This is a genomic window from Fictibacillus sp. KU28468, from assembly GCF_026153615.1.
Classification (GTDB): Bacteria; Bacillota; Bacilli; order Bacillales; family Fictibacillaceae; genus Fictibacillus_C; species Fictibacillus_C marinisediminis.
Genome location: NZ_CP110666.1, coordinates 2,966,168 through 2,989,145, shown reverse-complemented (window position 1 = coordinate 2,989,145; position 22,978 = coordinate 2,966,168). Strand labels below are relative to the sequence as shown.

Annotated in this window: 27 protein-coding genes and 1 riboswitch; of the genes, 13 read left to right on the top strand and 14 right to left on the bottom strand. The window is 43.7% G+C overall.

The features are described 5' to 3' along the window. Nucleotide 1: 1 nt before the first annotated feature. From OKX00_RS15545 to OKX00_RS15515, 7 genes are all read left to right on the top strand, one after another. On the top strand, nucleotides 2-280 hold the full coding sequence (locus tag OKX00_RS15545; RefSeq protein ID WP_053354942.1) for a BMC domain-containing protein: 279 nt from the start codon (nucleotides 2-4) through the stop codon (nucleotides 278-280). Between the two features lie 2 nt (nucleotides 281-282). Continuing rightward, nucleotides 283-1,011, top strand: a complete 729-nt coding sequence (locus OKX00_RS15540) for a hypothetical protein (RefSeq protein ID WP_265407934.1) — start codon at nucleotides 283-285, stop codon at nucleotides 1,009-1,011. A 12-nt stretch (nucleotides 1,012-1,023) separates the two neighbouring features. Beyond that, a complete protein-coding gene (locus OKX00_RS15535) occupies nucleotides 1,024-1,302 on the top strand; it encodes a EutN/CcmL family microcompartment protein (RefSeq protein WP_062231093.1) in 279 nt (92 codons plus the stop codon). Nucleotides 1,303-1,306: 4 nt separating this feature from the next. Beyond that, nucleotides 1,307-3,115, top strand: a complete 1,809-nt coding sequence (gene ade / locus OKX00_RS15530; RefSeq protein ID WP_265407933.1) for an adenine deaminase — start codon at nucleotides 1,307-1,309, stop codon at nucleotides 3,113-3,115. Nucleotides 3,116-3,126: 11 nt separating this feature from the next. After that, entirely contained in the window at nucleotides 3,127-3,810 is a 684-nt protein-coding gene (locus OKX00_RS15525; RefSeq protein ID WP_256225440.1) for a cyclase family protein, read from the top strand. A gap of 11 nt (nucleotides 3,811-3,821) precedes the next feature. Next, nucleotides 3,822-4,445: a DUF1989 domain-containing protein gene (locus OKX00_RS15520; RefSeq protein WP_256225441.1), complete on the top strand. Its 624-nt coding sequence runs from the start codon at nucleotides 3,822-3,824 to the stop codon at nucleotides 4,443-4,445. Continuing rightward, a riboswitch (purine riboswitch) is annotated at nucleotides 4,444-4,546 on the top strand. (Overlaps the previous gene by 2 nt.) A gap of 26 nt (nucleotides 4,547-4,572) precedes the next feature. After that, entirely contained in the window at nucleotides 4,573-5,910 is a 1,338-nt protein-coding gene (locus tag OKX00_RS15515) for a 5'-deoxyadenosine deaminase (protein WP_265407932.1), read from the top strand. Nucleotides 5,911-5,958: 48 nt separating this feature from the next. Here the strand turns inward: OKX00_RS15515 and OKX00_RS15510 are convergent, their stop codons facing one another. Together OKX00_RS15510 and OKX00_RS15505 are read right to left on the bottom strand one after the other, a co-directional pair. Then, on the bottom strand, nucleotides 5,959-6,981 hold the full coding sequence (locus OKX00_RS15510) for a C40 family peptidase (protein ID WP_265407931.1): 1,023 nt from the start codon (nucleotides 6,979-6,981) through the stop codon (nucleotides 5,959-5,961). Between the two features lie 195 nt (nucleotides 6,982-7,176). Next, a complete protein-coding gene (locus OKX00_RS15505; RefSeq protein WP_265407930.1) occupies nucleotides 7,177-7,473 on the bottom strand; it encodes a hypothetical protein in 297 nt (98 codons plus the stop codon). A 136-nt stretch (nucleotides 7,474-7,609) separates the two neighbouring features. Between OKX00_RS15505 and OKX00_RS15500 the strand changes: the two genes are divergently transcribed. Both OKX00_RS15500 and OKX00_RS15495 read left to right on the top strand, forming a co-directional pair. Further along, nucleotides 7,610-7,975, top strand: coding sequence for a winged helix-turn-helix transcriptional regulator (locus tag OKX00_RS15500; protein ID WP_265407929.1), 366 nt, complete (start codon nucleotides 7,610-7,612; stop codon nucleotides 7,973-7,975). A gap of 46 nt (nucleotides 7,976-8,021) precedes the next feature. After that, complete coding sequence (locus OKX00_RS15495) at nucleotides 8,022-8,705, top strand: VOC family protein (RefSeq protein ID WP_265407928.1); 684 nt, start codon at nucleotides 8,022-8,024, stop codon at nucleotides 8,703-8,705. Nucleotides 8,706-8,725: 20 nt separating this feature from the next. Here OKX00_RS15495 and OKX00_RS15490 read toward each other — a convergent pair whose 3' ends face one another. From OKX00_RS15490 to OKX00_RS15480, 3 genes are read right to left on the bottom strand one after another with little or no spacing between them, the layout of a single operon-like run. Beyond that, entirely contained in the window at nucleotides 8,726-9,808 is a 1,083-nt protein-coding gene (locus OKX00_RS15490) for a Ger(x)C family spore germination protein (protein ID WP_265407927.1), read from the bottom strand. Further along, a complete protein-coding gene (locus OKX00_RS15485; protein ID WP_265407926.1) occupies nucleotides 9,801-10,898 on the bottom strand; it encodes a GerAB/ArcD/ProY family transporter in 1,098 nt (365 codons plus the stop codon). Before OKX00_RS15485 ends, OKX00_RS15490 begins: the two co-directional genes overlap by 8 nt. Before the next feature lie 24 nt (nucleotides 10,899-10,922). After that, entirely contained in the window at nucleotides 10,923-12,437 is a 1,515-nt protein-coding gene (locus OKX00_RS15480; RefSeq protein WP_265407925.1) for a spore germination protein, read from the bottom strand. Between the two features lie 115 nt (nucleotides 12,438-12,552). Between OKX00_RS15480 and OKX00_RS15475 the strand changes: the two genes are divergently transcribed. Beyond that, complete coding sequence (locus OKX00_RS15475) at nucleotides 12,553-12,759, top strand: hypothetical protein (RefSeq protein ID WP_265407924.1); 207 nt, start codon at nucleotides 12,553-12,555, stop codon at nucleotides 12,757-12,759. 74 nt (nucleotides 12,760-12,833) lie between these two features. Here OKX00_RS15475 and OKX00_RS15470 read toward each other — a convergent pair whose 3' ends face one another. Further along, complete coding sequence (locus OKX00_RS15470; RefSeq protein ID WP_265407923.1) at nucleotides 12,834-13,595, bottom strand: YdcF family protein; 762 nt, start codon at nucleotides 13,593-13,595, stop codon at nucleotides 12,834-12,836. A 43-nt stretch (nucleotides 13,596-13,638) separates the two neighbouring features. Beyond that, a complete protein-coding gene (locus tag OKX00_RS15465; RefSeq protein WP_265407922.1) occupies nucleotides 13,639-15,135 on the bottom strand; it encodes an HD domain-containing phosphohydrolase in 1,497 nt (498 codons plus the stop codon). A gap of 134 nt (nucleotides 15,136-15,269) precedes the next feature. On the opposite strand from OKX00_RS15465, the gene OKX00_RS15460 reads away from it, so the two are divergent. Next, nucleotides 15,270-15,743, top strand: coding sequence for a GNAT family N-acetyltransferase (locus OKX00_RS15460; protein ID WP_265407921.1), 474 nt, complete (start codon nucleotides 15,270-15,272; stop codon nucleotides 15,741-15,743). 38 nt (nucleotides 15,744-15,781) lie between these two features. Here OKX00_RS15460 and trhA read toward each other — a convergent pair whose 3' ends face one another. From trhA to OKX00_RS15430, 6 genes are all read right to left on the bottom strand, one after another. Next, nucleotides 15,782-16,423 (bottom strand): PAQR family membrane homeostasis protein TrhA, encoded by a 642-nt coding sequence (trhA, locus tag OKX00_RS15455; protein WP_053354927.1) that lies wholly within the window; start codon nucleotides 16,421-16,423, stop codon nucleotides 15,782-15,784. Nucleotides 16,424-16,529: 106 nt separating this feature from the next. Beyond that, the gene (locus OKX00_RS15450; RefSeq protein WP_062231123.1) at nucleotides 16,530-17,243 is read right to left on the bottom strand and encodes an amino acid ABC transporter permease; all 714 of its coding nucleotides are present in this window, start codon (nucleotides 17,241-17,243) and stop codon (nucleotides 16,530-16,532) included. A 14-nt stretch (nucleotides 17,244-17,257) separates the two neighbouring features. Next, nucleotides 17,258-17,911 (bottom strand): amino acid ABC transporter permease, encoded by a 654-nt coding sequence (locus tag OKX00_RS15445; protein WP_062231126.1) that lies wholly within the window; start codon nucleotides 17,909-17,911, stop codon nucleotides 17,258-17,260. Nucleotides 17,912-17,973: 62 nt separating this feature from the next. Continuing rightward, nucleotides 17,974-18,723 carry a glutamate ABC transporter substrate-binding protein gene (locus OKX00_RS15440; protein ID WP_369795785.1) on the bottom strand — a complete coding sequence of 250 codons (750 nt, stop codon included), beginning with the start codon at nucleotides 18,721-18,723 and terminating at the stop codon, nucleotides 17,974-17,976. 68 nt (nucleotides 18,724-18,791) lie between these two features. Beyond that, the gene (locus tag OKX00_RS15435; RefSeq protein WP_091006254.1) at nucleotides 18,792-19,520 is read right to left on the bottom strand and encodes an amino acid ABC transporter ATP-binding protein; all 729 of its coding nucleotides are present in this window, start codon (nucleotides 19,518-19,520) and stop codon (nucleotides 18,792-18,794) included. A 398-nt stretch (nucleotides 19,521-19,918) separates the two neighbouring features. Continuing rightward, complete coding sequence (locus OKX00_RS15430; protein WP_265407920.1) at nucleotides 19,919-20,344, bottom strand: organic hydroperoxide resistance protein; 426 nt, start codon at nucleotides 20,342-20,344, stop codon at nucleotides 19,919-19,921. Nucleotides 20,345-20,582: 238 nt separating this feature from the next. On the opposite strand from OKX00_RS15430, the gene OKX00_RS15425 reads away from it, so the two are divergent. Next, complete coding sequence (locus tag OKX00_RS15425; protein ID WP_265407919.1) at nucleotides 20,583-20,822, top strand: hypothetical protein; 240 nt, start codon at nucleotides 20,583-20,585, stop codon at nucleotides 20,820-20,822. Nucleotides 20,823-20,944: 122 nt separating this feature from the next. On the opposite strand, the gene OKX00_RS15420 is transcribed toward OKX00_RS15425, so the two are convergent. Then, nucleotides 20,945-22,243: a purine/pyrimidine permease gene (locus tag OKX00_RS15420; RefSeq protein WP_265407918.1), complete on the bottom strand. Its 1,299-nt coding sequence runs from the start codon at nucleotides 22,241-22,243 to the stop codon at nucleotides 20,945-20,947. A 158-nt stretch (nucleotides 22,244-22,401) separates the two neighbouring features. Here OKX00_RS15420 and OKX00_RS15415 point away from each other — a divergent pair, with 158 nt between their 5' ends. Continuing rightward, a complete protein-coding gene (locus tag OKX00_RS15415; RefSeq protein ID WP_053354918.1) occupies nucleotides 22,402-22,743 on the top strand; it encodes a hypothetical protein in 342 nt (113 codons plus the stop codon). Nucleotides 22,744-22,978: the final 235 nt, after the last annotated feature.

Below are 22,978 nucleotides of genomic sequence, written 5' to 3'. Positions count from 1 at the left end.
AATGGGAGAAGCTCTAGGCTTGATCGAAACAAAGGGCCTTGTCGGGGCAATTGAGGCAGCAGATGCAATGGTAAAAGCTGCAAACGTCGAGATCTGCGGCTATGAAAAAGTCGGCTTCGGACTTGTTACAGTTATGGTCAGAGGAGATGTTGGAGCAGTGAAGGCTGCAACAGATGCAGGCGCCAGTGCGGCAAGCCGAGTGGGGGAACTCGTATCCGTTCATGTGATCCCGCGGCCTCATAGTGAAATCGAAAGAGCAATGCTTTCTAAAGGAGAGTAATCGTGCATGACGCCAGGCAGAGCGCTCTGGTCAGGAATACATTGCTGCACATGCTTTGTCCGCCAGGAGAAAAAGTTCCCTATGTGCTCTCCCTGCTAACCTATCATTTTACAGGGATGGAAGAAGGGCTCGCCCTTCTCCGTGAAGCAGGAAAAAGCAAGATCAGGCTGGAAGTGTTCACAGAAAAAATCCTGTTCCGCCATTTCACGAAAGAACATCTTGCTGGGGAAAGCAATCATGATGCCTGGTATCTCAGTTCAAGTCTGACTGAGGATAAGCTGCGAATGGCCGATTGTATCCTTATTCCTGTACTCTCTTTTTCTCTTGCAGGCGATCTTTTGCGATTTAACGACCAGCGGGATTTTGTCCGTATCATCCTGCAAGCATTATTAAGCGGTAAAAAAGTTGCTGCCCTGCCTTATGGCAACGATCCTTTTCATGAGGTATTTCGCAGTAAGGAACTGGATCGAGGATCAGAATACTTGAAAACAGAGCTGCACAAAACACTGTTTCAGTTGAAGAAGCTTGGTGTTACATTGCTGAGAGATGGGGAAGGCCTTGCCTCCTGGCTGAACGATAGCCGCCAAAAGCAGTCTGTCATCTCAGAGGCAGATATCCTGTCTGCATCAAAAGCACAGAAGAAGTTGCTGATTGCGGAAGAACATGCCATTATCACACCGCTGGCGCGGGATGCAGCAAAACAATATGGTGTAAAAATCAGCAGGCAGTAAGGAGCGGACGACATGCAAATGGGTTTAGTTATTGGACGGGTAACAGCAACCAGAAAAGATGAAAAGCTGATAGGTACGAAACTGCTGATCACCCAGCCGATCGGTATCAGTGAATCTCCTCAGCAAATGCCGATCATCGCTGTTGATACGGTGGGGGCGGGAGTAGGAGAAAAAGTTTTATATGTCACAGGCAGTATGGCTTCACGGGCAGCAGCTGACAAAGATGCCCCAATAGATGCAGCAATCGTTGGAATTATTGATAGCCTGGATTGGGAAAGGTCAGGAGGTTGAATTCATGGATACAAAAGGTATTAAAGAAGCCATCCAGTGGCGGAAACTCATTGATGTGCTGCTTGATGCCAATCAATTTGCAGATACCGTATTAAAAGGCGGACAATTTATCAATGTCATAACCCGTGAGATCTATCAGGCCGATGTGGCTATAAAAGGGGAATATATCCTGATGGCAGGGGACTGCGAAAGACTGATTGGTCCTTCCACAAAGGTTGAAAATGTCGCCGGCCGCTATATTTGTCCTGGTTTTATTGATTCGCATATGCATTTTGAAAGCGCAATGCTTACGGTTACTGAATTTTCCAAGCTGTCCATTCCTACAGGAACGACAACACTTGTTGCGGATCCCCATGAGATTGGTAATGTCCTCGGTGTCCATGGTATGCAGGAGATGGTCAGGGAGGCAAAGACGCTTCCTAACAACGTATATTTTACAGTGCCATGCCTGACTCCAGATGCACCGGGATTGGAGACGGCCGGCCAGGATATCACATCAGCGGATATGAAGGAACTGTTAAACGATCCTCATGTCCAGGGAATTGGTGAAATACAGGGGTTCAGCAATGTCAGGCCTGTGTTTGAGAACGCCCCTGAATTGATAGACGATTTGATTGCTTCGGTCTCTTATGCCAAAAGCATCGGCAAAACGATCGAGGGAAATGCCCCGGCCTTGTTTGGAGAAGAGCTCGCCGCTCATATTATAAGCGGAGGTACCCATGTATCCTGCCATGAGACAACAACGAAAGAAGAAATGGTGGAGAAACTTCGCTACGGAGTAAGTGTGTTTATGCGGGAGGGTTCATCTCAGCGGAATATGGCCGAGTGCATTCGGGCGATCACGGAAGAAGGCATGGATTCGAGGCGGGCCATCCTTGTTTCGGATGATATGGTGCCGGAAGACTTAATGAATTCCGGTCATATGGATGATATCGTCAGAAGGACGATTGCCCAGGGGATTGATCCGGTTGAAGCGATTCAGATGGTGACGATCAATCCGGCGACTCACTTCGGCTTCAGGGATATCGGGGTACTGACACCAGGTAAGCGCGCAGACATCGCTGTAATCAGCGATCTTATTAACATGACGGTTGACCAAGTGTATCTTAGCGGCAAAAAGGCGGCACAACAGAATAAACTGACGACAGATATTCCCTCCTATACGTATCCAGAAAGTGTGAAGTGTTCTGTGAAAAGGAAACCGGTAAAAGCACAAGATCTAGTGCTAGCGTCGCAAGCCTCAAGCGCAAAGGTAAGAGCGATTGAAGTGATACCCGATCAAAATCTTACAGGTGCCCGTGAATTTGAACTGAAAATAAAAGACGGCATCATTCAGCCTTGCCTTCAGCAGGATGTTCTTCCGCTCCTGGTGATCGAACGGCACGGCAGAAGCGGAAGAATCGGGAAAACATTTCTACATGGATTTAAGCTGAAAAGAGGCGCGATAGCAGAAAGCGTCGCCCATGACACACATAACATCATCGTGACCGGTACTAACTATGAAGACATGGTTACAGCAGTCAACCGGGTTATTGCTATGAATGGCGGCCTGGCGCTAATCCTTGACGGAAAAGTAGTTGGGGATATGGCACTCAATATAGGCGGGCTGATGACCGATGAGATGACAGGCGTGGAGGTCAGTGAAAGGATTACAGAACTTCACAGGCTCGCCCAAGAAGAATTGGGATGCGGGATCCACGTGCCCTTTATGCATTTATCTTTTCTCTCACTCGTTACAAGCCCTGAGTGGAAGATTACCGACATGGGCCTTATTGATGTCGACCGCTTCCAAGTTATTCCAACAGTATTGTAAGGAGGGTGTTTATGGGTGTGAAACTTGTAGACTTGTCACAGGAAATCTATCAGGGTATGCCTGTTTTTCCGCTGCATCAAAAGACAATGATCTTTCCAAACATATCTCATGAAGAAAGCATGAAGAAGATCGGATTTCCGTTCGCGACCAACAATCTTTTGATCAATGAACACGGCCCTACTCACAGCGATGCCACGTATGAGTATGACCCCAATGGAAAATTCATCGATGAGATGCCGCTGGAATTCTTTTACGGGCCCGCCGTATGTCTGGACTTGTCTCATGTTCATCCAGAAGAGTATATTACTCCGCAGGAGCTGGAAAACGCGCTGGACGCTTCCGGCCAGATTTTGCAAAAAGGAGACATCTGCCTGTTATATACTGGCCACTACAACAGAGCTTATGGGACGGAGGAATGGCTGACACGCTATTCCGGTTTAGATTACAGCGGAGCACGGTGGCTTGCTGAAAAAGGAGTAGTCAATATTGGGATCGATTCCCCGGCTATCGATAACCCGCTTGATCCGGATTACTCCGGCCATCTGATCTGCAAGGAATTTGGCATAACCAATACGGAAAATCTATGCAATCTTGATCAGGTTGCCGGTATGCGTTTTCTGTATTTCGGACTGCCGTTGAGAATACGAAAAGGGACGGGATCCCCAGTTCGAGCGGTTGCAGTATTCATTGAATAAGGGGGAGAAGTATGCCGATCGATCACAAATACCGTATTAAAGAAGAAATTATTATTCCGCCGTATGAAGCAAGAAGCATGCTTGTAAAAGCAGGGGAAGAACTCGTGATTATTGACATGGAAGGAAAACAGGTCGGTGACTTTGTCTGTTTTTCTCTCAAGGATCATAACGAACATGTCTCACCCGTCCACATGAGGGCAAGCTTAAGCAGCATCCGCCTGAAAGAAGGAGATTTTCTTTACAGCAACCGGCGCCGGCCGCTCATGCAGCTTTTGCAGGACACGGTAGGAAAGCACGATTTCTTTTTTCCGGCATGCGATTATTACCGATATAAAGTAGATTTCCATCTTGAAGATCATCCGAACTGCCATGATAATCTTAATAGAGCATTAGAAACCTATTCTTTAGGTCATCTGCCTGTCCCGGATCCAATCAACTGGTTCATGAACAATGTGCTTGATGAAGAAGGCGACTATGTGATCGCAGAGCCGCTGTCAAAGCCGGGGGATTTCGTTCGTTTAAAGGCGCTGGAGGATGTGGTGATCGCCTGTTCCACGTGTTCGCAGGACATGGCACCCGTAAACGGCTTTTCGGTTACTTCTTTAAAGCTGCAAGTTTTAAATAAAACGCGCTGATAGAAAACTAGAAAGATTTCATATAGTTTCGATAATATGGATCGAAAGTATCTACCGGAGAACCTTAAATTCTCCATGCTATGAAATCGTTCTTTTCTTTTCTGTTATAAAGAAAAGGAGGATATCCATGCCATCGATACTTATAAAAAATGCAGAAATTGTAACGATGAATACACAGGAAGAGATCGTTCAAGGAGATCTTTACATTGAAAACAACCGCATAACTGATATTGGCTTAAGCCTTGATTATCAGGCGGATAAAACCATAGATGCTACAAACAGAACCATCATCCCCGGGTTTATTCAAACGCATATCCATCTGTGCCAATCCTTGTTCAGAGGACAAGCAGATGATCTGGAACTAATGGATTGGCTGAAACAGAAAATCTGGCCGCTCGAAGCATCCCATGATGAAGAATCCCTTTATTATTCGGCCATGCTTGGAATTGGAGAACTGATTCAGAGCGGTACCACTACGATCGTGGATATGGAGACCGTCAATCATACGGATTTTGCATTTCAGGCTATTGCGAAGGGCGGTATTCGTGCACTTTCCGGTAAAGTGATGATGGATAAAGGGGAAGAAGTTCCAATCGGATTGAAGGAGAGCACGTCAAAATCTCTTCAGCAAAGCGTCGACCTGCTTGAGAAGTGGCATGGAAAAGAGAATGGAAGGATACAATATGCCTTCTGTCCACGCTTTGTGGTTTCCTGTACGGAGGAGCTGCTTATCGAAGTTCAGAAACTTTCAGGCCGCCATGGTGTTTGTGTTCACACCCATGCAGCGGAAAATCGCGGTGAGATCGCACTGGTAGAACAAGAAACCGGAATGCGTAATGTGGTTTATCTTGACCATATCGGGCTTGCAAATGAGAGGCTGATTCTTGCACATTGTGTTTGGCTTGATGATGAGGAAAAGAACATTATAAAAAAGCGGAAGGTGAAGGTAAGCCATTGTCCAGGGTCAAACCTGAAGCTTTCCTCAGGAATCGCCGAAGTGCCAGACATGCTGCAGCAAGGAATTCATCTCAGCTTGGGTGCAGACGGTGCACCCTGTAATAACAATTTGGACATGTTGAATGAAATGAGGCTTGCAGCGCTGATTCAAAAGCCAGTCCATGGGCCTACAGCCATGAATGCTAAAACCGTATTCCGGATGGCGACCATCGGAGGAGCCCGGGCAGTAGGAATGGATCATGAGATCGGCAGCCTTGAGGTTGGAAAAAAGGCGGATCTTGCTATTTTAAACCTGAATGATTTTCATATGTATCCCTCTTATGGTGTAGACACGATCTCTCGTATCGTCTATTCGGCCACTCGGGCCGATGTCGAAACGACGATTATTGATGGAGAAATGGTGATGGAGAACCGCATATTGAAGAACATGGATAAGAATGTGGTCCTTCACGAAACGAATAGATGCATCGGCCGTCTGATGAAACGGATTGAAGCCGCTTTTATGTAAACAAGAAAAAGCACGCGGAACATTGCTCCGTGTGCTTTCATCCATGTTTTAAGGAAGGTACCTTCTTGCCCCGGCAAATTCCTGTGCGTAAATCCCTTCAATTTTATCAATTCTTACAGTTGTGCTTGAGTTTGGAGAATGGATCATCATGCCGCCACCTGCATACATTCCTACATGGTGAACGCTTCCTTTTCCTGAATTATAGGCGAAGAAGAGAAGATCTCCCTTTTTCAAGTCTTCTTTTGCAACGGGTGTACCAGCTCGGGATTGGGGTCCAGAATCCCGTGGGATTGTAATTCCTGCTGCTTTATAGAGCGTATGGGTAAATCCGGAGCAGTCGAATCCAAATCCGGAAGCACCGGCCCATAAATAAGGCAGCCCCAGGAATTTCTTGCCTTCATTTACAAGGTCCTCACCGGTTGGTACCGGAATTGAGTCTTCTGAGAGATAGACTTGAACATCCTTGCGATCAAGATATCTTGTCTTTCCTTCTGGTGTAAGCACGCCAACAGAGGAACCTTTTATTTTGTGAACAGGCAGCCTGGTATTGTAGCTTAATTCAAGATCATTATGCTTCAATGATTTTTCCTTGTACAGCCATGCTGTTGGACTTTTGATCAAGGCGAAAGGCTTGTTCTCTTCTTTGGCAAATTTTTTGTTGTACACCAGCTGTGATTTTGGCATCCAGCCTGGGTATCCTGCTTCGAGTCGAGGGGTTGGCTGACCATCAACAGCTACTTTTACCCAGTCTCCCTGCTCGTCCGTTATCGTTACCTTGTTTCCGTATAATGCTTGGGTTTCCAGAGGTCCAACAAGCCAAAGCTTCTCTTCATAGGTCATACTCGTCGTCCATTTTCTTAGATCTACGGGGTTGCTTAAGGATGGCTCATCTAAAGGCCTTGTTTCTGCCGGTTTCGTCCACAATGTCGCAGCGGCAACATCTACATAGGCCGTGGCAGGTGATAAATCATGTGACTGGGAAGGTTTGGCGGCCTGTGCCGTACCGGCAAACATTGAGAAAACCAGACCGGCAGTTAAAACCGTACCTGTCCATTTTTTTATGTACTTCATATTCTTGCTCCTCCTTTAGTTTGATAATAAAAAGTTCCGTTTAAGCTGTTTTGTTTCCTTTTTATGAAGAAAATTTCGTTCAAAAGTCATTAAACTGATTAAAGGGTACTGGGAGAATGGTCACTATAATGGCTGCCGAAAACATAGCTCTTCAGTAAAAAAGGCAGGTATTAAAAAATCCCTGCATCCCAAGGATTATTTATGGTAAGAGATATTTATTTTCAGGCTGGCAGCAAGGATTTTAAAAGGATATGGAGCGAAAAAAAGAATTTCGTTGGTCTTTTTATTCATACTGAGGATGGTTTCTCCGACACCTGTAGCTGTAGTTCGAAATGCCAAAATGTCTTGAAAGTGTTCAATCTGTTTTGCTAAACCTTCTTCGACGGCTGACTGTAATAACTGGACAACTGTATGAAAATCATCTGGATGGATGAGAGTTTGATCGCCTTTACCTATCAGGTTTACTGTAACTTGTTTTTTTTCTGTTTTCATACATTTTCCTTTCGTGGAATCTGTTCTATACTAAGTATAAGGGGACATAGGTAATTTAAATAGTATGTACTTTTAAGATAGATAGTTACATTTTTGATACTATGAAAAACTAACTGTAGCAGGGGGATTGGGTTTAATGAAGGAAAGGAAGAAAAAATATTTTCATCCTATTGAGGTAACGTTGGATGTGGTTTGCGGGAAATGGAAAGGCGTAATTCTTTGTCTGCTTCAGGAGAAAGACTTTCGCTTTGGGGAATTAAAGGCGAAGCTTTTTGCTGTTACGCCGAAAGTGTTGACGCAACAGCTCCGGGAACTGGAAGAGGACGGGCTGATCATAAGAACCGTATATCCCCAGGTGCCTCCAAAGGTGGTTTATTCCCTTACACCATACGGTAAAGATCTTGAGGAGACTTTGCGAATGATGGAAAAGTGGGGGAAAACTCATCAGGAAAAAGTAGGACATGAGTTTGAAGAAGATATCAGTGAGGCAGGTTTATCTTAAATTAAGCGCTTCTAAACTCTGCCGATCATGGGAGGAAGGAAGTAAGATGAAGTTCAAAGAGATTAAACTGTTTACACATTGTCTTGTTGAACAGCGGAATTTTTATCATCAGCTTCTTGGCTTGCCATTGTTGAAAGAAGACGGCAGCTCGTTTGGGGTTGCTGTCGGATCGACCATGCTTACTTTTCGTTCAACAAACGAGGAAAGCTACTATCATATTGCGTTTACGATACCGAAAAATGCGTTTTCGGAAGCAAAAAAATGGATCAGTTCCTTCGTTTCGCTGAATTACGTGGAAGGAAAGGACGAAATCTATTTCGGGAACTGGGATGCCAATGCCTGTTATTTTTATGATTCAGCGGGAAATGTGGTAGAACTGATCGCTCGGCATAGGATGAATTATTCAATCAATCATCCCTTTACGAGCAAGGATATTTTAGCCATCAGCGAGATTGGTATGCCAGTAAAAGATGTCCGGAATGCTGCAAACCAACTAAAGGCAGCTTTGGGGGTAAGTACGTATCATGGAGAAAATGAAACATTTGCACCACTCGGAAACGAAGAGGGGCTGCTGATTGTTTCTGATAACAGCAGAACATGGCTTGGTTCTAATAAGCAGGCAAAAATCTTTCCGATTGAGCTTGTAATGGATAGTCCAATATCTGTAACACAGCTGGATGGATATCCTTACACGTTCAGCAGCAGCAAAAAAGCGTCAGCAGATGGCTAAAGCCGGACTGGCGCTTTTTCTTATTCCACAATGCCGCCTTGGGTGACTCGAATGTTAACTTTAATATGGACAGGGACATCAGGGTATTTTGTTTCCCAGTCTTTAAAATTGAAATGCCTGGACTGGCTTCTGGCTCTGTCTCCTAATCCGAGAGGATCAATCTCATCTTTCTGAAACCTCCTTATCATCGCTTTGGCTTGATGTTCGGTTTGCTTTTTGATTGTTTTTTCGATCATATCAATGGTTTTTTTCTGATAAAGCGGAGTGCCGGCTGCATCGTTGATTTTGCCGGTGATATGAATTTTCATGTTTATCACCGGATTTGTATTGCCATGATCGATATCATAATTTACCGTGGAGTTCAGGTTTTCAAGGGTAAGATAATTGTTTTTTCCGAATTTGAATTCATGGGATCCCTGCTGGAAATTTTGGTACATGAGCTTGAAAATAAAGGCATCGTTAAAGCTGATATGATCAACGTATTTGGAATGATCAAACAACGCAACACCGGCGATCCGAATATGGCCATGTTTCATATCGATCAGCGGCATAAAAGGATCACTGCCTTTTCCGTAATAGCTGTAGTTAAAGTGGTGAAAGTTTGCCCTAGGGAGTGTCAGCTCCATATTTTGTTCGATCATTCGTTTTAAATAAACGGGAACGATTTCTCCGACAGGGTACTGCTTGTTTAATATGTCCTTTGTTTTTCCTTTTGCAACAGCCACATAAATATTTCTTCCCACTGAAGGATCCCGCTGCAGGGAATCAATAATTTTTGTAATTCCGCGGCTCGCCAGCTCTTCATTAAACAAGATGACTGCAACTCGGCCCGTCGCAAAAGGCCGAGGTGACTCTGCTTGAAGGACCTGCCGAATGCTTTTACTCGAATGCGATTTTCCAGAAAAGGTTATGCTCGATAAAGTCGCCTGCTGAGTTCCTCCGGTTGTAATAGGAACAGCTACAGTAGCTTCAAATTTCTTTCCATCAACATAATCATACCCGACCACTCCGATGAGCTGAATATCCTCCAGTACTTGTTTTTGTGGAGTACAGCCAGCAGCAAGCAGAAGCACAATTAAAAATACAAGTTTGATCTTATTCATTTTTTCGTTGCCTCACTTTGTAAATCAGCAACTGAAGCAGGAAGAGAAGTGGAATGTAAAAATAAATGAAATAATAACCTACTTTAGAAATCCAATTGTTCAGCTGGTCAATCTGCTGACGATCTTTAAATAATAATGTTCCGATAAATACAAGAATGACGATGATGATTAGAGAGTGTTTTTGTTTTACCGAAAATAGCCGTTTGCCTCCCCGTGTCACACACCAGATAGCGATACATATGTTTGGCAGGACAATAAACAGCCACATCGAGATTCCGATATATTCAAAACGCTCAACAAAAGGGAATTCAACGATTTTCCAGATTGTAAGTGTAGCCCAGATCGTATGCTTTAATTGCCCTTGACTGTAGTAGGAAAACGATACTACCGCTGTAATGGTATAAAAAACGATCGTGAATAATACGCCCCATTGAGACCATTTGTGGGAGGTCTCGGGATTTTTGATAAAAGGATAATAAAAGAAAAGCATTTCAAAGCCCAGATAATTAAGGGTCATTGCCTTCGTACCGACAAAATAGTCGATCAGCGAGTGATCAAACAAAGGAAGAATATTATAGATATGAGCATCCTTTATCGCAAAGAATTTTAAAAAGACGAGAGGGGTTCCAATCAGCACACTAAAGAATGCGACTGCTGTTATCATCCTGAATCCGCCGCTGACAAAATAATAGACCAGCAGCGATAAAATAAACGAGATTCCCCATGTGTTGATGTGGGGAAACATCCAAACTTGAATGACCTCTATATACGTTCTCAGTACAGTGAGCGCCAAAAATGCAGAATAAATCATGAATATAGAACTTAATAGACCGCCTATCCATTTGCCAAGCACATCATTATGAACGGCGATAATGTCCCCATCGCTGCGTTTTAACATCTTATAGATCATCCAGACGAGTAGATGGATCAGTATGCCGCTAAAAATCACAGTCATCCATGCATCATGTCCCGCGGATTTGGCGATGTATCGCTGAAACCCCAAAACCCCGACACCAATCTGCATGGTGGATACAAGGTAAAAGGTAAAATAGGGTGATACCTGTTTATTTTCTGGCGGATGGATGTTCATGTTTTTCACCTTCGTTCTGTTGAATTATTCTTCAATATCGTTCTTTTGATTCGCTCTTTCATAATTTATTCGTGCCGGATCTGCAGGCCTCATTTGCATGGGACGCAATTTCTGGAGGTTGAATGGCAGGCGGATGAATGCATCTTTAAGATCAACCATCCTTAAAGGATAAAGGGGAGCCAGATAGGGCCTGCCGAGCGAGGTAAGTCGAAGCATATGGCCCATTACAAAGGCAAAACAGATGGAAACTCCAAGCAGTCCCCAAAATTGTGCAAAGACCAGAAAAGGAAAGCGGATCAGGCGGATCGTGTTGCTCATCTGATAAACTGGCGTCGTAAAGGAGGCCAGTGCAGCAAGGGCAACGATGATTAATAGAACGTTGCTCGTTAATCCGGCCTGTACAGCAGCGGTTCCAATAACGATACCGCCAACGATACCGATCGTCTGCCCGACTTTGGAAGGGAGACGTGCCCCGGCTTCACGAAGCAATTCGATCGATAACTCCAAGATGATCGCTTCCACAATCGGCGGAAATGGTATGCCGGAGCGGGAAGCTATCAATGTACCAAGAAGATCGGTCGGGATCATTTCGTAATGAAACGTAAGAACAGCAACGTAAAGTGGAGTGGACAGCACGGAAAACAGAACTCCCAGCAAACGGATCATCCGGATAACGGAAGCCACATGCCATGACAGGAAGTAATCTTCAAAGGCCGAGAAGAATTCTACTAGCGTAGTAGGGCCTGTCAGAGCACTTGGTGAGCCATCAACGAGTAAAGCAACTTTTCCCTCGGCTAGAACAGCTGCCACACGGTCAGGACGCTCTGTGTTGATCAGCTGGGGAAAAGGAGAATTCTGGTTGTCTGATATCATTTGAAGAACATAGGTACTGTCTAATATGTGATCATACTCAATGTCCGAAACCCGCTGAAGAAGGGTGTTAACATTCTCCTGGCTTGCGATGCCGTCAATATAAAGGATTGTAGCCCTTGTTTTTGAAAGTTTTCCTATTTTGACTTCCTTTACATGGAGCTCTGGAATTGGCAGCCTTTTTCGTATCATATTGACGTTGACTTCAATCGCTTCGACAAACGCTTCCTTTGGCCCGAGGACGCTGAACTCGGTTTCGGGAACAGAAATCTGCCGCTTTTCAGCAGTCGCTGCAGGAACTAACAGACAGTCGGCTTTTTTAGGGTCTGGCTGCACCATTATCGAACCGGTTAATACACTATCTTTTATTTTTTGAATATCCTTAGTATGCTCGATGTTCTCCACCGGAATTTCTGAAGCCAGCTGTTTGAGAGACATTGATGAACAGCGGGTCAAATAGGGGATTAAATCACGATGAACAAGATCCGGGTTTACCATGCTTTTGTAATAGGAAATGGTAAATGGATGCTGATCGCTTTTTGTAAAGGATACAAAGTCTTGTGAAGCCTTGCATTTATCCAGTAATTGTTTAATGGTAAGCTGGCTTCCACTTTGTCCGGAAGGCTTACTCGCTGCTTTTTCTTTTTTCTTATGCCGTTTACCGAACATAGCTGCCTCCATCCAAGAGTAGATTCATGTGTTTATTTGTATATCATTCCAATAGATGATGTCTCTATTCAATTTCGGCATAAGAAAAGGGGCTGTCCAAGAAGTCTGTAAGCTGTTGATTTCCGTTCCAGGCTCCTCGCTTTTACCGGGGCGTGCGGTGAGCCTTACCGGCGTGAACGCCTACTTTTTGGTGCAGGCACCGGCGGGAGTCTCACCTGTCACGCTAGTCCCGCAGGACAAGGAAGGCTCCGGCAGCTTTTTATCGCACGAAGAAAATGTGAAGTTCATTTTCGAGGAGTCTCGCATCTTCCACTTCAATTAACTTTTCATTGAAGATTTTTCAAGCCAAAAAGGGGCTGCCTGAAGGTCAATTTTCGACTTTCTGGACAGCCCCGATCATTTAAAATAATCCTTATCAAAGATATAGTATTTGGCGAGTGCAAGAATCTCACGTACATGTACCTGAGGAGTGACTGACAATGGGACAGAAGATCCCTGTCCGAATGCTTTTAAACCCAATCCTTCTGCCAGGCATTTCGCACGGTGGAGATGAAAATCACTTGAGATGATCACCACTCGCTGGGGTTTTCCGGCAGGTAGATATTTTTTCATCAGATTTCTTGAGAACTTTATATTTTCATAAGTGCTTGTTGCTTTGTTTTCATAAACAATCGAGGTTGAAGGAACTCCTTTGTTTTTTAAATACCTCCCCATGACTTCTGCTTCTGTCTTACTCTCGCCGACGGTCAGTCCTCCGCTTACGGCAGCTTTAACACCGGGATGTTTGTGAAGGTACAATGCTGCTTTGTTCAGCCGCTCTTTCAGCACTCTTGAAGGCGTACCATCCTTGATCCCGGCTCCTAAAATGAGTACATAATCAATATTTGCGGGATGTTCATCTTTGATGGATGTAAGAATCAGCCCTTCAAGCAGCAGGGCAATAATCAGGGCAATGGATACCGTTGAAACTGTGAAAATCCGGAATTTCTTGTTTTTTCTCCACTGCTTTTTGAGTGGATGGAAGACAATAGCTATTGCCAGTAACAAGAGAGAAACGAACAGTATAGCGAGAGCGCCAGTGTCTAATCTGGTGATCGCTATCACGAAAAAAGAATAGATGATTCCGATCAAGCTGATAAGAAAAAATAGTAATCGCATAATAACTCCTGATTTTTTGTGGTAAGTTATAGCCGTTGTTTCATTAAGACACGGAAGAAAGCTTCAGTTCCTCAACTAATAGAGGAACTAATGCTGGATCCCACTGTGTACCTTTGCCGTCAAGCAGAATGGCGACTGCCTTGTCTCTGCTCATGCCTTTCCGATAAGGCCGGTCTGATGTCATGGCGTCATAAGCGTCTGCTACTGCAATTATCCTTCCGAAGAAGGGAATGTCATCACCAGAAAGTCCTTCTGGATAGCCTTTTCCATCATAGCGTTCATGATGGTATTTCACGCCGGGAAGAAGTGGCTCCATAGCTTCCTTCGGCTGAACCTGAGATAAGATTGAAAATCCAACCACCGGATGTTTTTTAATGTAGCTGAACTCGATATCGTCCAATTTTCCGTCTTTTAATAGAATATGATCGGGGATACCAATTTTTCCAATGTCATGGAGGAGGGCTGCTTTTTTTAGTGTAGATAGTTCATCCATACTAAGGCCTGCTTTCTCACCAATCTGAACCGAATACTCGGCAACCCGCTGTGAATGTCCGGCAGTATACGGGTCACGTGCATCCATTGTGGCTGCCATGACGGCAAAAAAGCTGTCCAGAAGCTGGTGGTTCATTTCTTCCCGGTCGCGGATGGAAGAACTCATATGATTAAACCCTGAAACAAGCCTTGAAAATTCATCAGAATACGTGTTGTCCAGCAAAAATTGGCTGTTTCCAAGCTGTACTTCTTCCATGGCCGTTTGAAGGTTCTTCATCGGAGCGAGCAAATCTTTGTAGATCAGGTACGTCCCGAAAAAAGCAAAAAGCATGCCAAGCAACAGAATGAAGATCGCCCAGCTCCAGTATGACCTCGTGATGGAGGCTGCCTGTTCATATAATTTGACCTGGTTGGCAAGAGCGAACAAGAGTACAGGAAATGTTCCAATAAAAATGGTGCTTAGCTGAATTTTTCGCTGGATCGAAACAAACACTCTGTTGTTTTGGGACAGAGGATCTCCGTGCAGTTCGACCGCCCGATTCCTGAGTTCTTCAATGATCGGTTTCACGGCACTCGTTGTTAAATAAAATTCAACAATGGCATGCATTCCAGCTACGATAACGGCCCCCAGACCCCCCATGAACAGGTACATATAGGGCATGTTGAGAAAACCAAAGTAAATGGCTGCGGTCACTAAAATGATTGCTGGAACTGATAGTCCAAGAAAGTGAGGCCCCATGATCCGTTTTACCGTCAGCAAAGGAAAACGGTGAGCTTGAACAAATCCGTTCGTCAACGTGCGGATCGATGGGTTCGATTTGTAAAACGCCCGGTAGATCGGCTTGATGTGACGGGAGAAAGCACGGTATTCAATCAAACACATGATGAAAAAAGACAAAGCTAGGATCCCTGAGATCATCCATTTTTCAAAGGTAGAAAAGTGGAGAGTCGAAAAGACAAAAAAACCCCCAACTCCAATGACTGCGATAAGTGATCCTATGAGATAATTTCTTAGAAGCATTCTTTGAAAATGACGATAAAAGTCCATTTCACACCTCTTTCCAAAGGACTTAAGTCACTATATCTAGAATAACATTGATAACAATGGTAAAAAAGTCTAATTTTGTTATATTTTGAGGAAAAATGCTGGTGCCAGGCACCAAAAAATCAGGAGGGGAATTCATGGAGGAATGGACGAAAGAATCATACGTTATTTCAATGGATAAGAAGAGTCTCAATATTGATCTGATTCACGAGTATTTAACAAAGGAATCCTATTGGGCTCAAGGCATTACCCGAGAGAGGGTTCAAAAAGCGGTAGATCATTCTCTTTGTTTTGGAGTCTATGAGAAGAATGGCGATGATCAGACACAGGTTGGTTTTGCGAGGATCATAACAGATTATGTGGCGACAGCTTATGTTTGCGATGTATTTGTCCTGGATCCGCATCGCGGAAAAGGACTTTCCAAATGGCTGATTGAGACGATTACTTCCCATAAAGAACTGCAGGAGGTACGAGGAATGCTTCTTGTGACAAAGGATGCCCATGGACTCTATAGCCAATACGGGTTTCAGCCGGTTGAAGCGGAAAAATATATGAAAAAAGAAATGAAAAGAGAGGAGCAGCCTCCTCGTTCTGTAATGCGCGAAAAATAAAAAGAAGACGCTGACACATACGGTTCAGCGTCTTCAGCTTATGAAAGCTTGAGAATATAGAACATAAGCATAAAATGAGAGGCACTTCCAGCTAGTACGAAGAGATGCCAGATTGCATGGTTGAAAGGGAACTTACGCCATACGTAAAAAACGGCCCCGACCGTGTACATAATTCCTCCGCCGATCAGCCAGGCAAGACCTTGCTCAGGAAGAGTGACGACCACACGGTTAAAAGCGAATATGATCAGCCACCCCATAAGAATATAGCCGATTGTTGAGAGAATGACGAAGCGCTTCGTGAAAAAGATTTTAAACGCCACACCCGCCAAGGCGATCCCCCAAACGGTTCCAAACAATGCCCAGCCAAGAGCTCCCTTTACCACAATCAATAGAATCGGTGTATAAGAACCCGCAATAAAGATATAGATGGCTGAGTGGTCCATGATCTCAAAAATATCTTTGACCTTTCCCTCAGGAAAGCTGTGAACGAGGGTTGAAGAAGTATAGAGAAGCAGCATGGATCCGCCGAAAACAGCAAAGCATGTGATGTGAAGCGGTGTCCCTTGCGCGCTGGCAAAAACAACAAGTAGGGTTAAAGCAATAATACTGAAAACCGCTCCGATGCCATGGGTGATGGCATTGATAATTTCCTCACGTTTTGTATACGTAAATGCATTCATTTTTTTCACCCCTTATATAGTATCCTGCACTAAGACCGACATTAAGTTTCACTTATTTTAACATAGAAAAAAGAGCCCATGGCAACTGAGCTCTTTTCTTCGTTATTTACATCGGTTCACTGCCGGCCTGCTGCTGAATCGGCAATGTTTTTCCTGTTGATTTCCGGTTGCTCCGTTCTTTCGTTTCAAGCCTTCTTGCGAGCAATGATAATGAATAGTTAACGAGAAAGTAGATGAATGCAATGAGTAAAAAAGTGGGAATCACGTAATTTACGTTTTTACCATTCACGATTTGCGCATTATGCAGCAGCTCAGGAAGCGAGATGACAACAGCAAGAGAGGTGTCCTTTAAAAGAGAGATAAACTGACTGACAATCGGCGGAACCATTCTTCTTAAGGCCTGAGGCAATATGATGTGCTGCATCGTCTGAATGTAGGTGAGGCCGGAGGATCGGGCAGCTTCAATCTGTCCTTTTTCGATGGAGTTTAATCCGCTTCGGACAATCTCAGATAGCATGGCAGATTCAAAGATAATAAGAGCTGATACGGCAGCCATCATAACGCTCATTTTAATGCCGACTTCAGGCAAGGCGAAAAATGTGAAAAAGATAATCAGCAGCAAAGGCAGATTCCGTATTGTTTCAACACATACGGCAACGACCTTTGATAGAACCGGTATCTTTGCATAGCGCAAGATTCCTAAGATACTTCCGAAAATAAAACTGAAAACAATAGCGATGAAGGCAACGAAAAGTGTAGTCATCAGACCTTTTAGCAAAAAGAGCAGATTTCCTGCGGAATAAGCACCGATAAAATCCATTGTGCGTCTCCTCCTTATCCGCTCACAGCAAGACGCCGTTCAAGATAACCGACGAATAAGCTGAGTGGAATAGTTAGAACAAGATAGAACATCGCCACAAAAATATAGACGTCAAATACAACATACGTAGATGAAGAGATGGAATCTCCAAAGTACATTAAATCCAATCCTGCAACAACGCCAAGGATGGAAGAGTTTTTCACCAGATTAATGAACTGATTGCCAAGCGGAGGAATAACGATTTTAATGGCCTGAGGAAGTATGATGTATCTCATCGTTTGGATGTACGTCAAGCCTGATGAACGGCCAGCTTCCATTTGACCCTTATCCACGGATAAAATACCCGCGCGGATCGCTTCTGCAATAAATGCCGCTGTATAGATGGAAAGAGCAATGGTTCCCGCTTGAAAACCGCTAAGCTTCATGCCTAAACTCGGCAATCCATAATAAAAGATAAACAGGATCAAGATGAGAGGAATATTTCGGACAAATTCCACAAAAGCTGTTCCGATGATCTGAAAAATCTTTAACGGAGAGATCCGCATAACAGCGAAGATCACACCAAGAATAAAGCTGCAGACCAAAGCAAGAAGGCTAGCTTTCAGTGTGTTGACAAAGCCATCAAGATAGGTGTCAAAGTTGTCGATCAGTATGGTGAAGTCTAGCATGAATTCCCTCCTTTACGAAAGAAGGATAGATGGGCAAAGCTGCCCATCCATCACAAAAATCATTATTGTTCTTTTATCCATTTGCTCTTGATTTTGTCATATTCACCGCTGTCCTTAAGCTCTTTAAGGAATTTATTCACGTACTTAGTGAACTTGTCATCGCCTTTATTCAAAGCGATTCCATATGGCTCATCGGTAAATGGCTGTCCTACCAATTGATAGTTCGAATCCTGGTCAGCCATCCCGTATAGAATCGAGTTATCTGTTGTTAATGCATCACCCTTCCCAGCTTTTAACGCGGTAAAGGCTTCAGCATAGTTTTCAAACTCGAGTACCTGGGCATCAGGAGATTTGTCTTTGATGTTTTGAACAGAAGTGGAGCCTTTTACAGCCAACACCTTTGTGCCTTTCTTCACATCATCAATACCCTGGATTTTACTTCCTTTTTTCACGAGCAGCGACTGGCCTGCTTTAAAGTAGACATCAGAGAAGTTAACTTCCTTTTTACGGTCCTCTGTAATAGTCATTGTGGCAATAATCGCGTCAATGTCACCGTTTTTCAGCATTTGTACACGTGTCTTTGATGTAACTTCTTTTAGTTCAAGCTTTTTTTCGTCACCAAAGATTTTTTTGGCAAGTGCTTTTGCAATATCAATATCGAAGCCTTCTACTTTTCCGCTGGAGGGATCCTTGTAACCGAAAAGATTGGTATCATATTTTACACCGACCACCAGTTTACCGCGTTTTTTGATGGCAGATAGTGTATCTTTTGATTCTCCGCCTGTCTTGTCGCTTCCGCATGCTGAGAGCATGCTGATTACGAGTACCAGAATAATAGCCAACAACCAGCTTTTCTTGTTTTTCAAATGTCTCATCTCCTTTAATGGTTTAGAACTCTGCTTAAAAATAATTTTGCACGGTCTTCTTTTGGATTGGAGAAAAATGCTAAAGGTTCACTGTCTTCAAGTATTCTGCCGTGATCCATAAACACGACCCGGTTAGCCACTTCACGGGCGAATCCCATCTCATGAGTGACGACCACCATGGTCATCCCGTCCTTTGCGAGTGTTTTCATAACATCCAGAACCTCACCAATCATTTCGGGATCAAGGGCAGAGGTTGGCTCATCGAACAACATGATATTCGGTTTTAATGCGAGGCCCCTGGCGATGGCCACTCGCTGCTGCTGTCCTCCTGAGAGCTGGGATGGATAGGAATCAGCTTTGTCTGGAATCCCAACTTTTTCAAGGTAGAACATCGCCGTTTTTTTGGCTTCTGAAGGTGAGATCCCTAATGCCTTTTTTGGGGCGAGTGTGATGTTTTCAAGCACGGTCATATGTGGATAAAGATTAAAATGCTGAAATACCATGCCAATGTTTTTGCGTAGATCATTAATATTTGTTTCCTTGCTGTTTACTGCATTCTTGTTGACGGTGAGATCTCCGTCAGTAATTGTTTCGAGCCGGTTGATACACCGGAGCAATGTACTCTTTCCCGACCCCGATGGACCGACGACAACAACAACTTCCCCTTCTTTAATCTCCAGGTTAATATCATTCAGAACCTGAAAATCGCCGAAGTGCTTATTAACATGACGAAAAGATATCAAACCAATCCCCCTTTGTTATGTATTAAAACTCAGGTTTCTAAAGACCTGAAGTTTTACCCGATACGAAGTGTTTATGTATTGCAAATTTTCCGGCTAAAATTCTATTATTCGACTATCTGTAACAAAATTCCTTTTTAAATTTACTTTTTAATTGTTTTTTTACGAAATATTTGAGAGGTGGGATCCTTAAAATCATTGGAGGGAAGGGGATGGAGTGTTTGAACCGCCTTCTTATCATCGCCAGCTATCACCCCTTTATTATTGGAGTTAAAGACTTGAGGGTCTCTCTTAAGCATCAGTATGCAAGGTCCGTTAGGAATGAAAATCAACAATATGCTTTAACAGAAACTACAAAAAACTGGCTCCTCAAAAGAGTGAGGAACCAGCTGGATGTTTCTTTATTGGACAGCTTTAATCTCTACATCAATGTTGCCTCGTGTAGCTTTGGAATACGGACATACTTGATGAGCTTCATCTGCGAGCTTCTGAACATTTTCCTGATCCTGGCCCGGAATAGAAACCTCCAGGACGACTGCAAGCTTAAATCCGCCGTTTGAAGAATCTTTGCCGATCGTCACGTTAGCTGTAACTTTGCTGTCTGAAACATCAACTTTCTGTTTGCCGGCAACAATCTGCAGTGCGCTTTGATAACAGGCAGCATAACCGCAGGCAAACAGCTGTTCAGGGTTTGTTCCTTCACCGCCGGACCCCTGGAGCTCTTTTGGCATGCTGAGCTTTAAATCAAGTTTCCCGTCTTTGCTTGAAACTCTGCCATCTCTTCCGCCTTGTGCGGTAGCTTTTGCTGTGTATAAACCTTGATCCATTGTAAATCACTCCTTGTATAAGGTGACAATATCTGTCCCAAAATAGCTATACACCTAAACATTATCTTTTATCACTATTTTTAAACCTTTAAAATTTAGGAGGTGGTGCCAGGCACCGCATTTACACACTTGTGTAATTACAGTGCCTGTCACCAAACAAGGTACCAAACACCCAAATAGTTTAATAAAGATCTATTTAGGAAATTATTAATCTAAATACATAGCTGGAGGGAATGGCATGGAAGTGAAAGAGCAGATTATGGCTCTGATGGGAAATCCGGAGAGAGAGTTTGAATTTAAGCAAAAAACAGATTTACCGGGTGTAAAGGATGATTTGGTACGAATCCGTTATGTTCCTCAAGGCGAAAGCGGTTTTTTTCAATCCACATTCTATGATGAAGAAACAGAGATCGTTGGCTCACGGGTGTTTGACGAACTGGAGGATGTTATATTATTTGTAGAGAAAAATAAAATCTGAGGCTCTTGGCAGTAATGAAAGAGGAATATAAAAAAAAGCAATCCGGTTAAATATACTGGATTGCTTTTTCGTGTTTTACTTGTGGCGATTCACTTTGAGCGTACTGCCTTCCTTTATCAATCCTAAAAGGAAGGGGAGTCGCTCAGCTTCGACTGCCGTTTGTTCAGTTGTTCGAGCAGCATGCAGGTCAGCATACCAAGGATCAGCCCGTTATTCAGCAAAGTAGTTAATATGTTGGGCAGACCCTTCAAAGCAGCAGGAGGAATGAAGGTGGACCCCAAGCCGATCATTAACGATGTGGCGATAACAAACAGCGTATTTTCATTAAATTTCAGTGAGCGATATTCCTTTAAAGCCAGTCCGATCATGCTTGAAAAAGGAACAAAAATCGTCGCATAGCCAACAGGTGCAGGTATGCTTGCGAAAAAGAAGGTAAGCTTTGGAAACACGCTGATGGCGAGGATCATCAAACTCCCAATGATGTAGGGAAGGCGCTGAAACATTTTGGTCGTCAGGATAAATCCTGCCGTACCGGATATCGGAACACAGGCCACGGCCGAAAACAATCCGGCAATCAGCGTGTTTATTCCCATCAATCCTGTCGTTTGATTATAATTAATGTCTGAATGAGGCTGGTTTTCATTTTTATACACATTCTCGACGACGTTGACACTAGCGACCATATTGGCGAGAAGCAGGAAACCAATAATGATGGAAGTCAGAGCGATGCCGCCGCTGAACTGTGGAGCTCCCCATGCGAAAATCTCAGGGAGGGCTACGGTTTTACCGTGAAAGCCTGAGTCTTTGACCAGCCCCAATAACGAAAAAAGGCCCCAACCGGCAATCAGGCTGATCAAAACGGAATAGCTCCGCAAAAACTTGCTCTTCGCTTTTCCCAGAACCATGGACAAAATTAAAATGGCGATGGCTGTAACCGCAACTTTGCCGTCCACACTGTTTGATAAGTATCCGATCCCCAGGATTCCTTTAATAAAGGAGCCGCTTAGCTGAGCAACGAGCAGGATCAAATAAGTTCCTGTAACGAGGGGAGTAAACAGCTTTTTGAGAGGGCCTATCCATTTCATCAACCCTAGAAAAATGAAAAGAAGCCCGCAGATCAGCATTCCCATTTCCAGCTGATGAAGCACATCTTGTCCGTTTAACGAACCGGCTGAAACGAGTCCTGCATAGACCATGAAAACACCCCACCATAGACCAGCTGGCCCTTCTGTAATAGGAAGACGGTGTCCGAACAAGGCTTGCAGAAAACCGGAAATGCCAATAATAAAAAATGTCCTTTGAAGGAGTTCAGCTATTTCAGCCGGTGGAAGATGGAAGGCAGTGCCGATGGAAATAGGTGCTACTATGCTGCCCGCAAGGATGAAGACCATCCACTGAAACGAAGAGAAGAATAATTTCATATTATTAACACCTACTATCTGAAAACTTTAAACACGGAATCTATTATAGACCTGTTACCTAAATCCGGAAACCCTCTTTGTTTCTGGTTTTTAAGTTTAAACAGATGGCAAATAAGGGAAAGGAATGAGAAAGAGAATCTTAGGAGGAATGACGTGCGATGGATGAAAATAGAATTACGTTTTATGTTAATCCAAAAGGTGAGATCAATACTCTTCCGGCCGACGAAAGCATGCATCTATTTGAAATCCGAGCTAACGAGGCAGAGATAGAGCAGCTGCGAGGTTTATTTCGTCAGCTGCACGAACATAATAAAAAAGAAGGAAAAGATATTTTTTCAACGAAGTCTTTCTTTTACGAAAACCAGGGTGAACTGGACCGGAAAGAAGATAACGAGATCATGTTCGAGATTTACCGGCAAATTTTCATGCTGGGAACGGAAAAGACCAAAGAGGATGTAGAAGAGATGGGCGTCATTCCAAAGCTGAATGAATTAAGATAGACGTTCATTTATTGGAGATGAACGTCTTTTTATGAAATGTCTAGCTTCAGCGACCAAGTCCTCGAGGTCGCTTCACTCATTCCCTCAACACAAAAAGCGTGTTGCTGGGTATGAGCTCCAGCGCTTGTTGGACTTAAGCAGGTCGCTTACGCATTTCTTAGAAAAAATTTCTATTTTTTTATTAGGTACCCCTTTAAATAAAAATAGGCTGCGAAAACTATTAGAAGATATCTTT

Bases quoted from the DNA above. Each gene is read 5' to 3' on its own strand.
- OKX00_RS15450 (WP_062231123.1), bottom strand. From the start codon at position 17,243: ATGGATTTTATCGGTGCTTATTCCGCAGGAAATCTGCTCTTTTTGCTA.
- trhA (WP_053354927.1), bottom strand. From the start codon at position 16,423: ATGAATGCATTTACGTATACAAAACGTGAGGAAATTATCAATGCCATC.
- OKX00_RS15510 (WP_265407931.1), bottom strand. From the start codon at position 6,981: ATGAAGTACATAAAAAAATGGACAGGTACGGTTTTAACTGCCGGTCTG.
- OKX00_RS15470 (WP_265407923.1), bottom strand. From the start codon at position 13,595: ATGCGATTACTATTTTTTCTTATCAGCTTGATCGGAATCATCTATTCT.
- OKX00_RS15460 (WP_265407921.1), top strand. From the start codon at position 15,270: ATGGAGGAATGGACGAAAGAATCATACGTTATTTCAATGGATAAGAAG.
- OKX00_RS15490 (WP_265407927.1), bottom strand. From the start codon at position 9,808: ATGAATAAGATCAAACTTGTATTTTTAATTGTGCTTCTGCTTGCTGCT.
- OKX00_RS15485 (WP_265407926.1), bottom strand. From the start codon at position 10,898: ATGAACATCCATCCGCCAGAAAATAAACAGGTATCACCCTATTTTACC.
- OKX00_RS15420 (WP_265407918.1), bottom strand. From the start codon at position 22,243: ATGAAATTATTCTTCTCTTCGTTTCAGTGGATGGTCTTCATCCTTGCG.
- OKX00_RS15425 (WP_265407919.1), top strand. From the start codon at position 20,583: ATGGAAGTGAAAGAGCAGATTATGGCTCTGATGGGAAATCCGGAGAGA.
- OKX00_RS15440 (WP_369795785.1), bottom strand. From the start codon at position 18,723: ATGCTCTCAGCATGCGGAAGCGACAAGACAGGCGGAGAATCAAAAGAT.
- OKX00_RS15480 (WP_265407925.1), bottom strand. From the start codon at position 12,437: ATGTTCGGTAAACGGCATAAGAAAAAAGAAAAAGCAGCGAGTAAGCCT.
- OKX00_RS15525 (WP_256225440.1), top strand. From the start codon at position 3,127: ATGGGTGTGAAACTTGTAGACTTGTCACAGGAAATCTATCAGGGTATG.
- OKX00_RS15505 (WP_265407930.1), bottom strand. From the start codon at position 7,473: ATGAAAACAGAAAAAAAACAAGTTACAGTAAACCTGATAGGTAAAGGC.
- OKX00_RS15515 (WP_265407932.1), top strand. From the start codon at position 4,573: ATGCCATCGATACTTATAAAAAATGCAGAAATTGTAACGATGAATACA.
- OKX00_RS15495 (WP_265407928.1), top strand. From the start codon at position 8,022: ATGAAGTTCAAAGAGATTAAACTGTTTACACATTGTCTTGTTGAACAG.
- ade (WP_265407933.1), top strand. From the start codon at position 1,307: ATGGATACAAAAGGTATTAAAGAAGCCATCCAGTGGCGGAAACTCATT.
- OKX00_RS15545 (WP_053354942.1), top strand. From the start codon at position 2: ATGGGAGAAGCTCTAGGCTTGATCGAAACAAAGGGCCTTGTCGGGGCA.
- OKX00_RS15520 (WP_256225441.1), top strand. From the start codon at position 3,822: ATGCCGATCGATCACAAATACCGTATTAAAGAAGAAATTATTATTCCG.
- OKX00_RS15415 (WP_053354918.1), top strand. From the start codon at position 22,402: ATGGATGAAAATAGAATTACGTTTTATGTTAATCCAAAAGGTGAGATC.
- OKX00_RS15430 (WP_265407920.1), bottom strand. From the start codon at position 20,344: ATGGATCAAGGTTTATACACAGCAAAAGCTACCGCACAAGGCGGAAGA.
- OKX00_RS15535 (WP_062231093.1), top strand. From the start codon at position 1,024: ATGCAAATGGGTTTAGTTATTGGACGGGTAACAGCAACCAGAAAAGAT.
- OKX00_RS15500 (WP_265407929.1), top strand. From the start codon at position 7,610: ATGAAGGAAAGGAAGAAAAAATATTTTCATCCTATTGAGGTAACGTTG.
- OKX00_RS15445 (WP_062231126.1), bottom strand. From the start codon at position 17,911: ATGCTAGACTTCACCATACTGATCGACAACTTTGACACCTATCTTGAT.
- OKX00_RS15465 (WP_265407922.1), bottom strand. From the start codon at position 15,135: ATGGACTTTTATCGTCATTTTCAAAGAATGCTTCTAAGAAATTATCTC.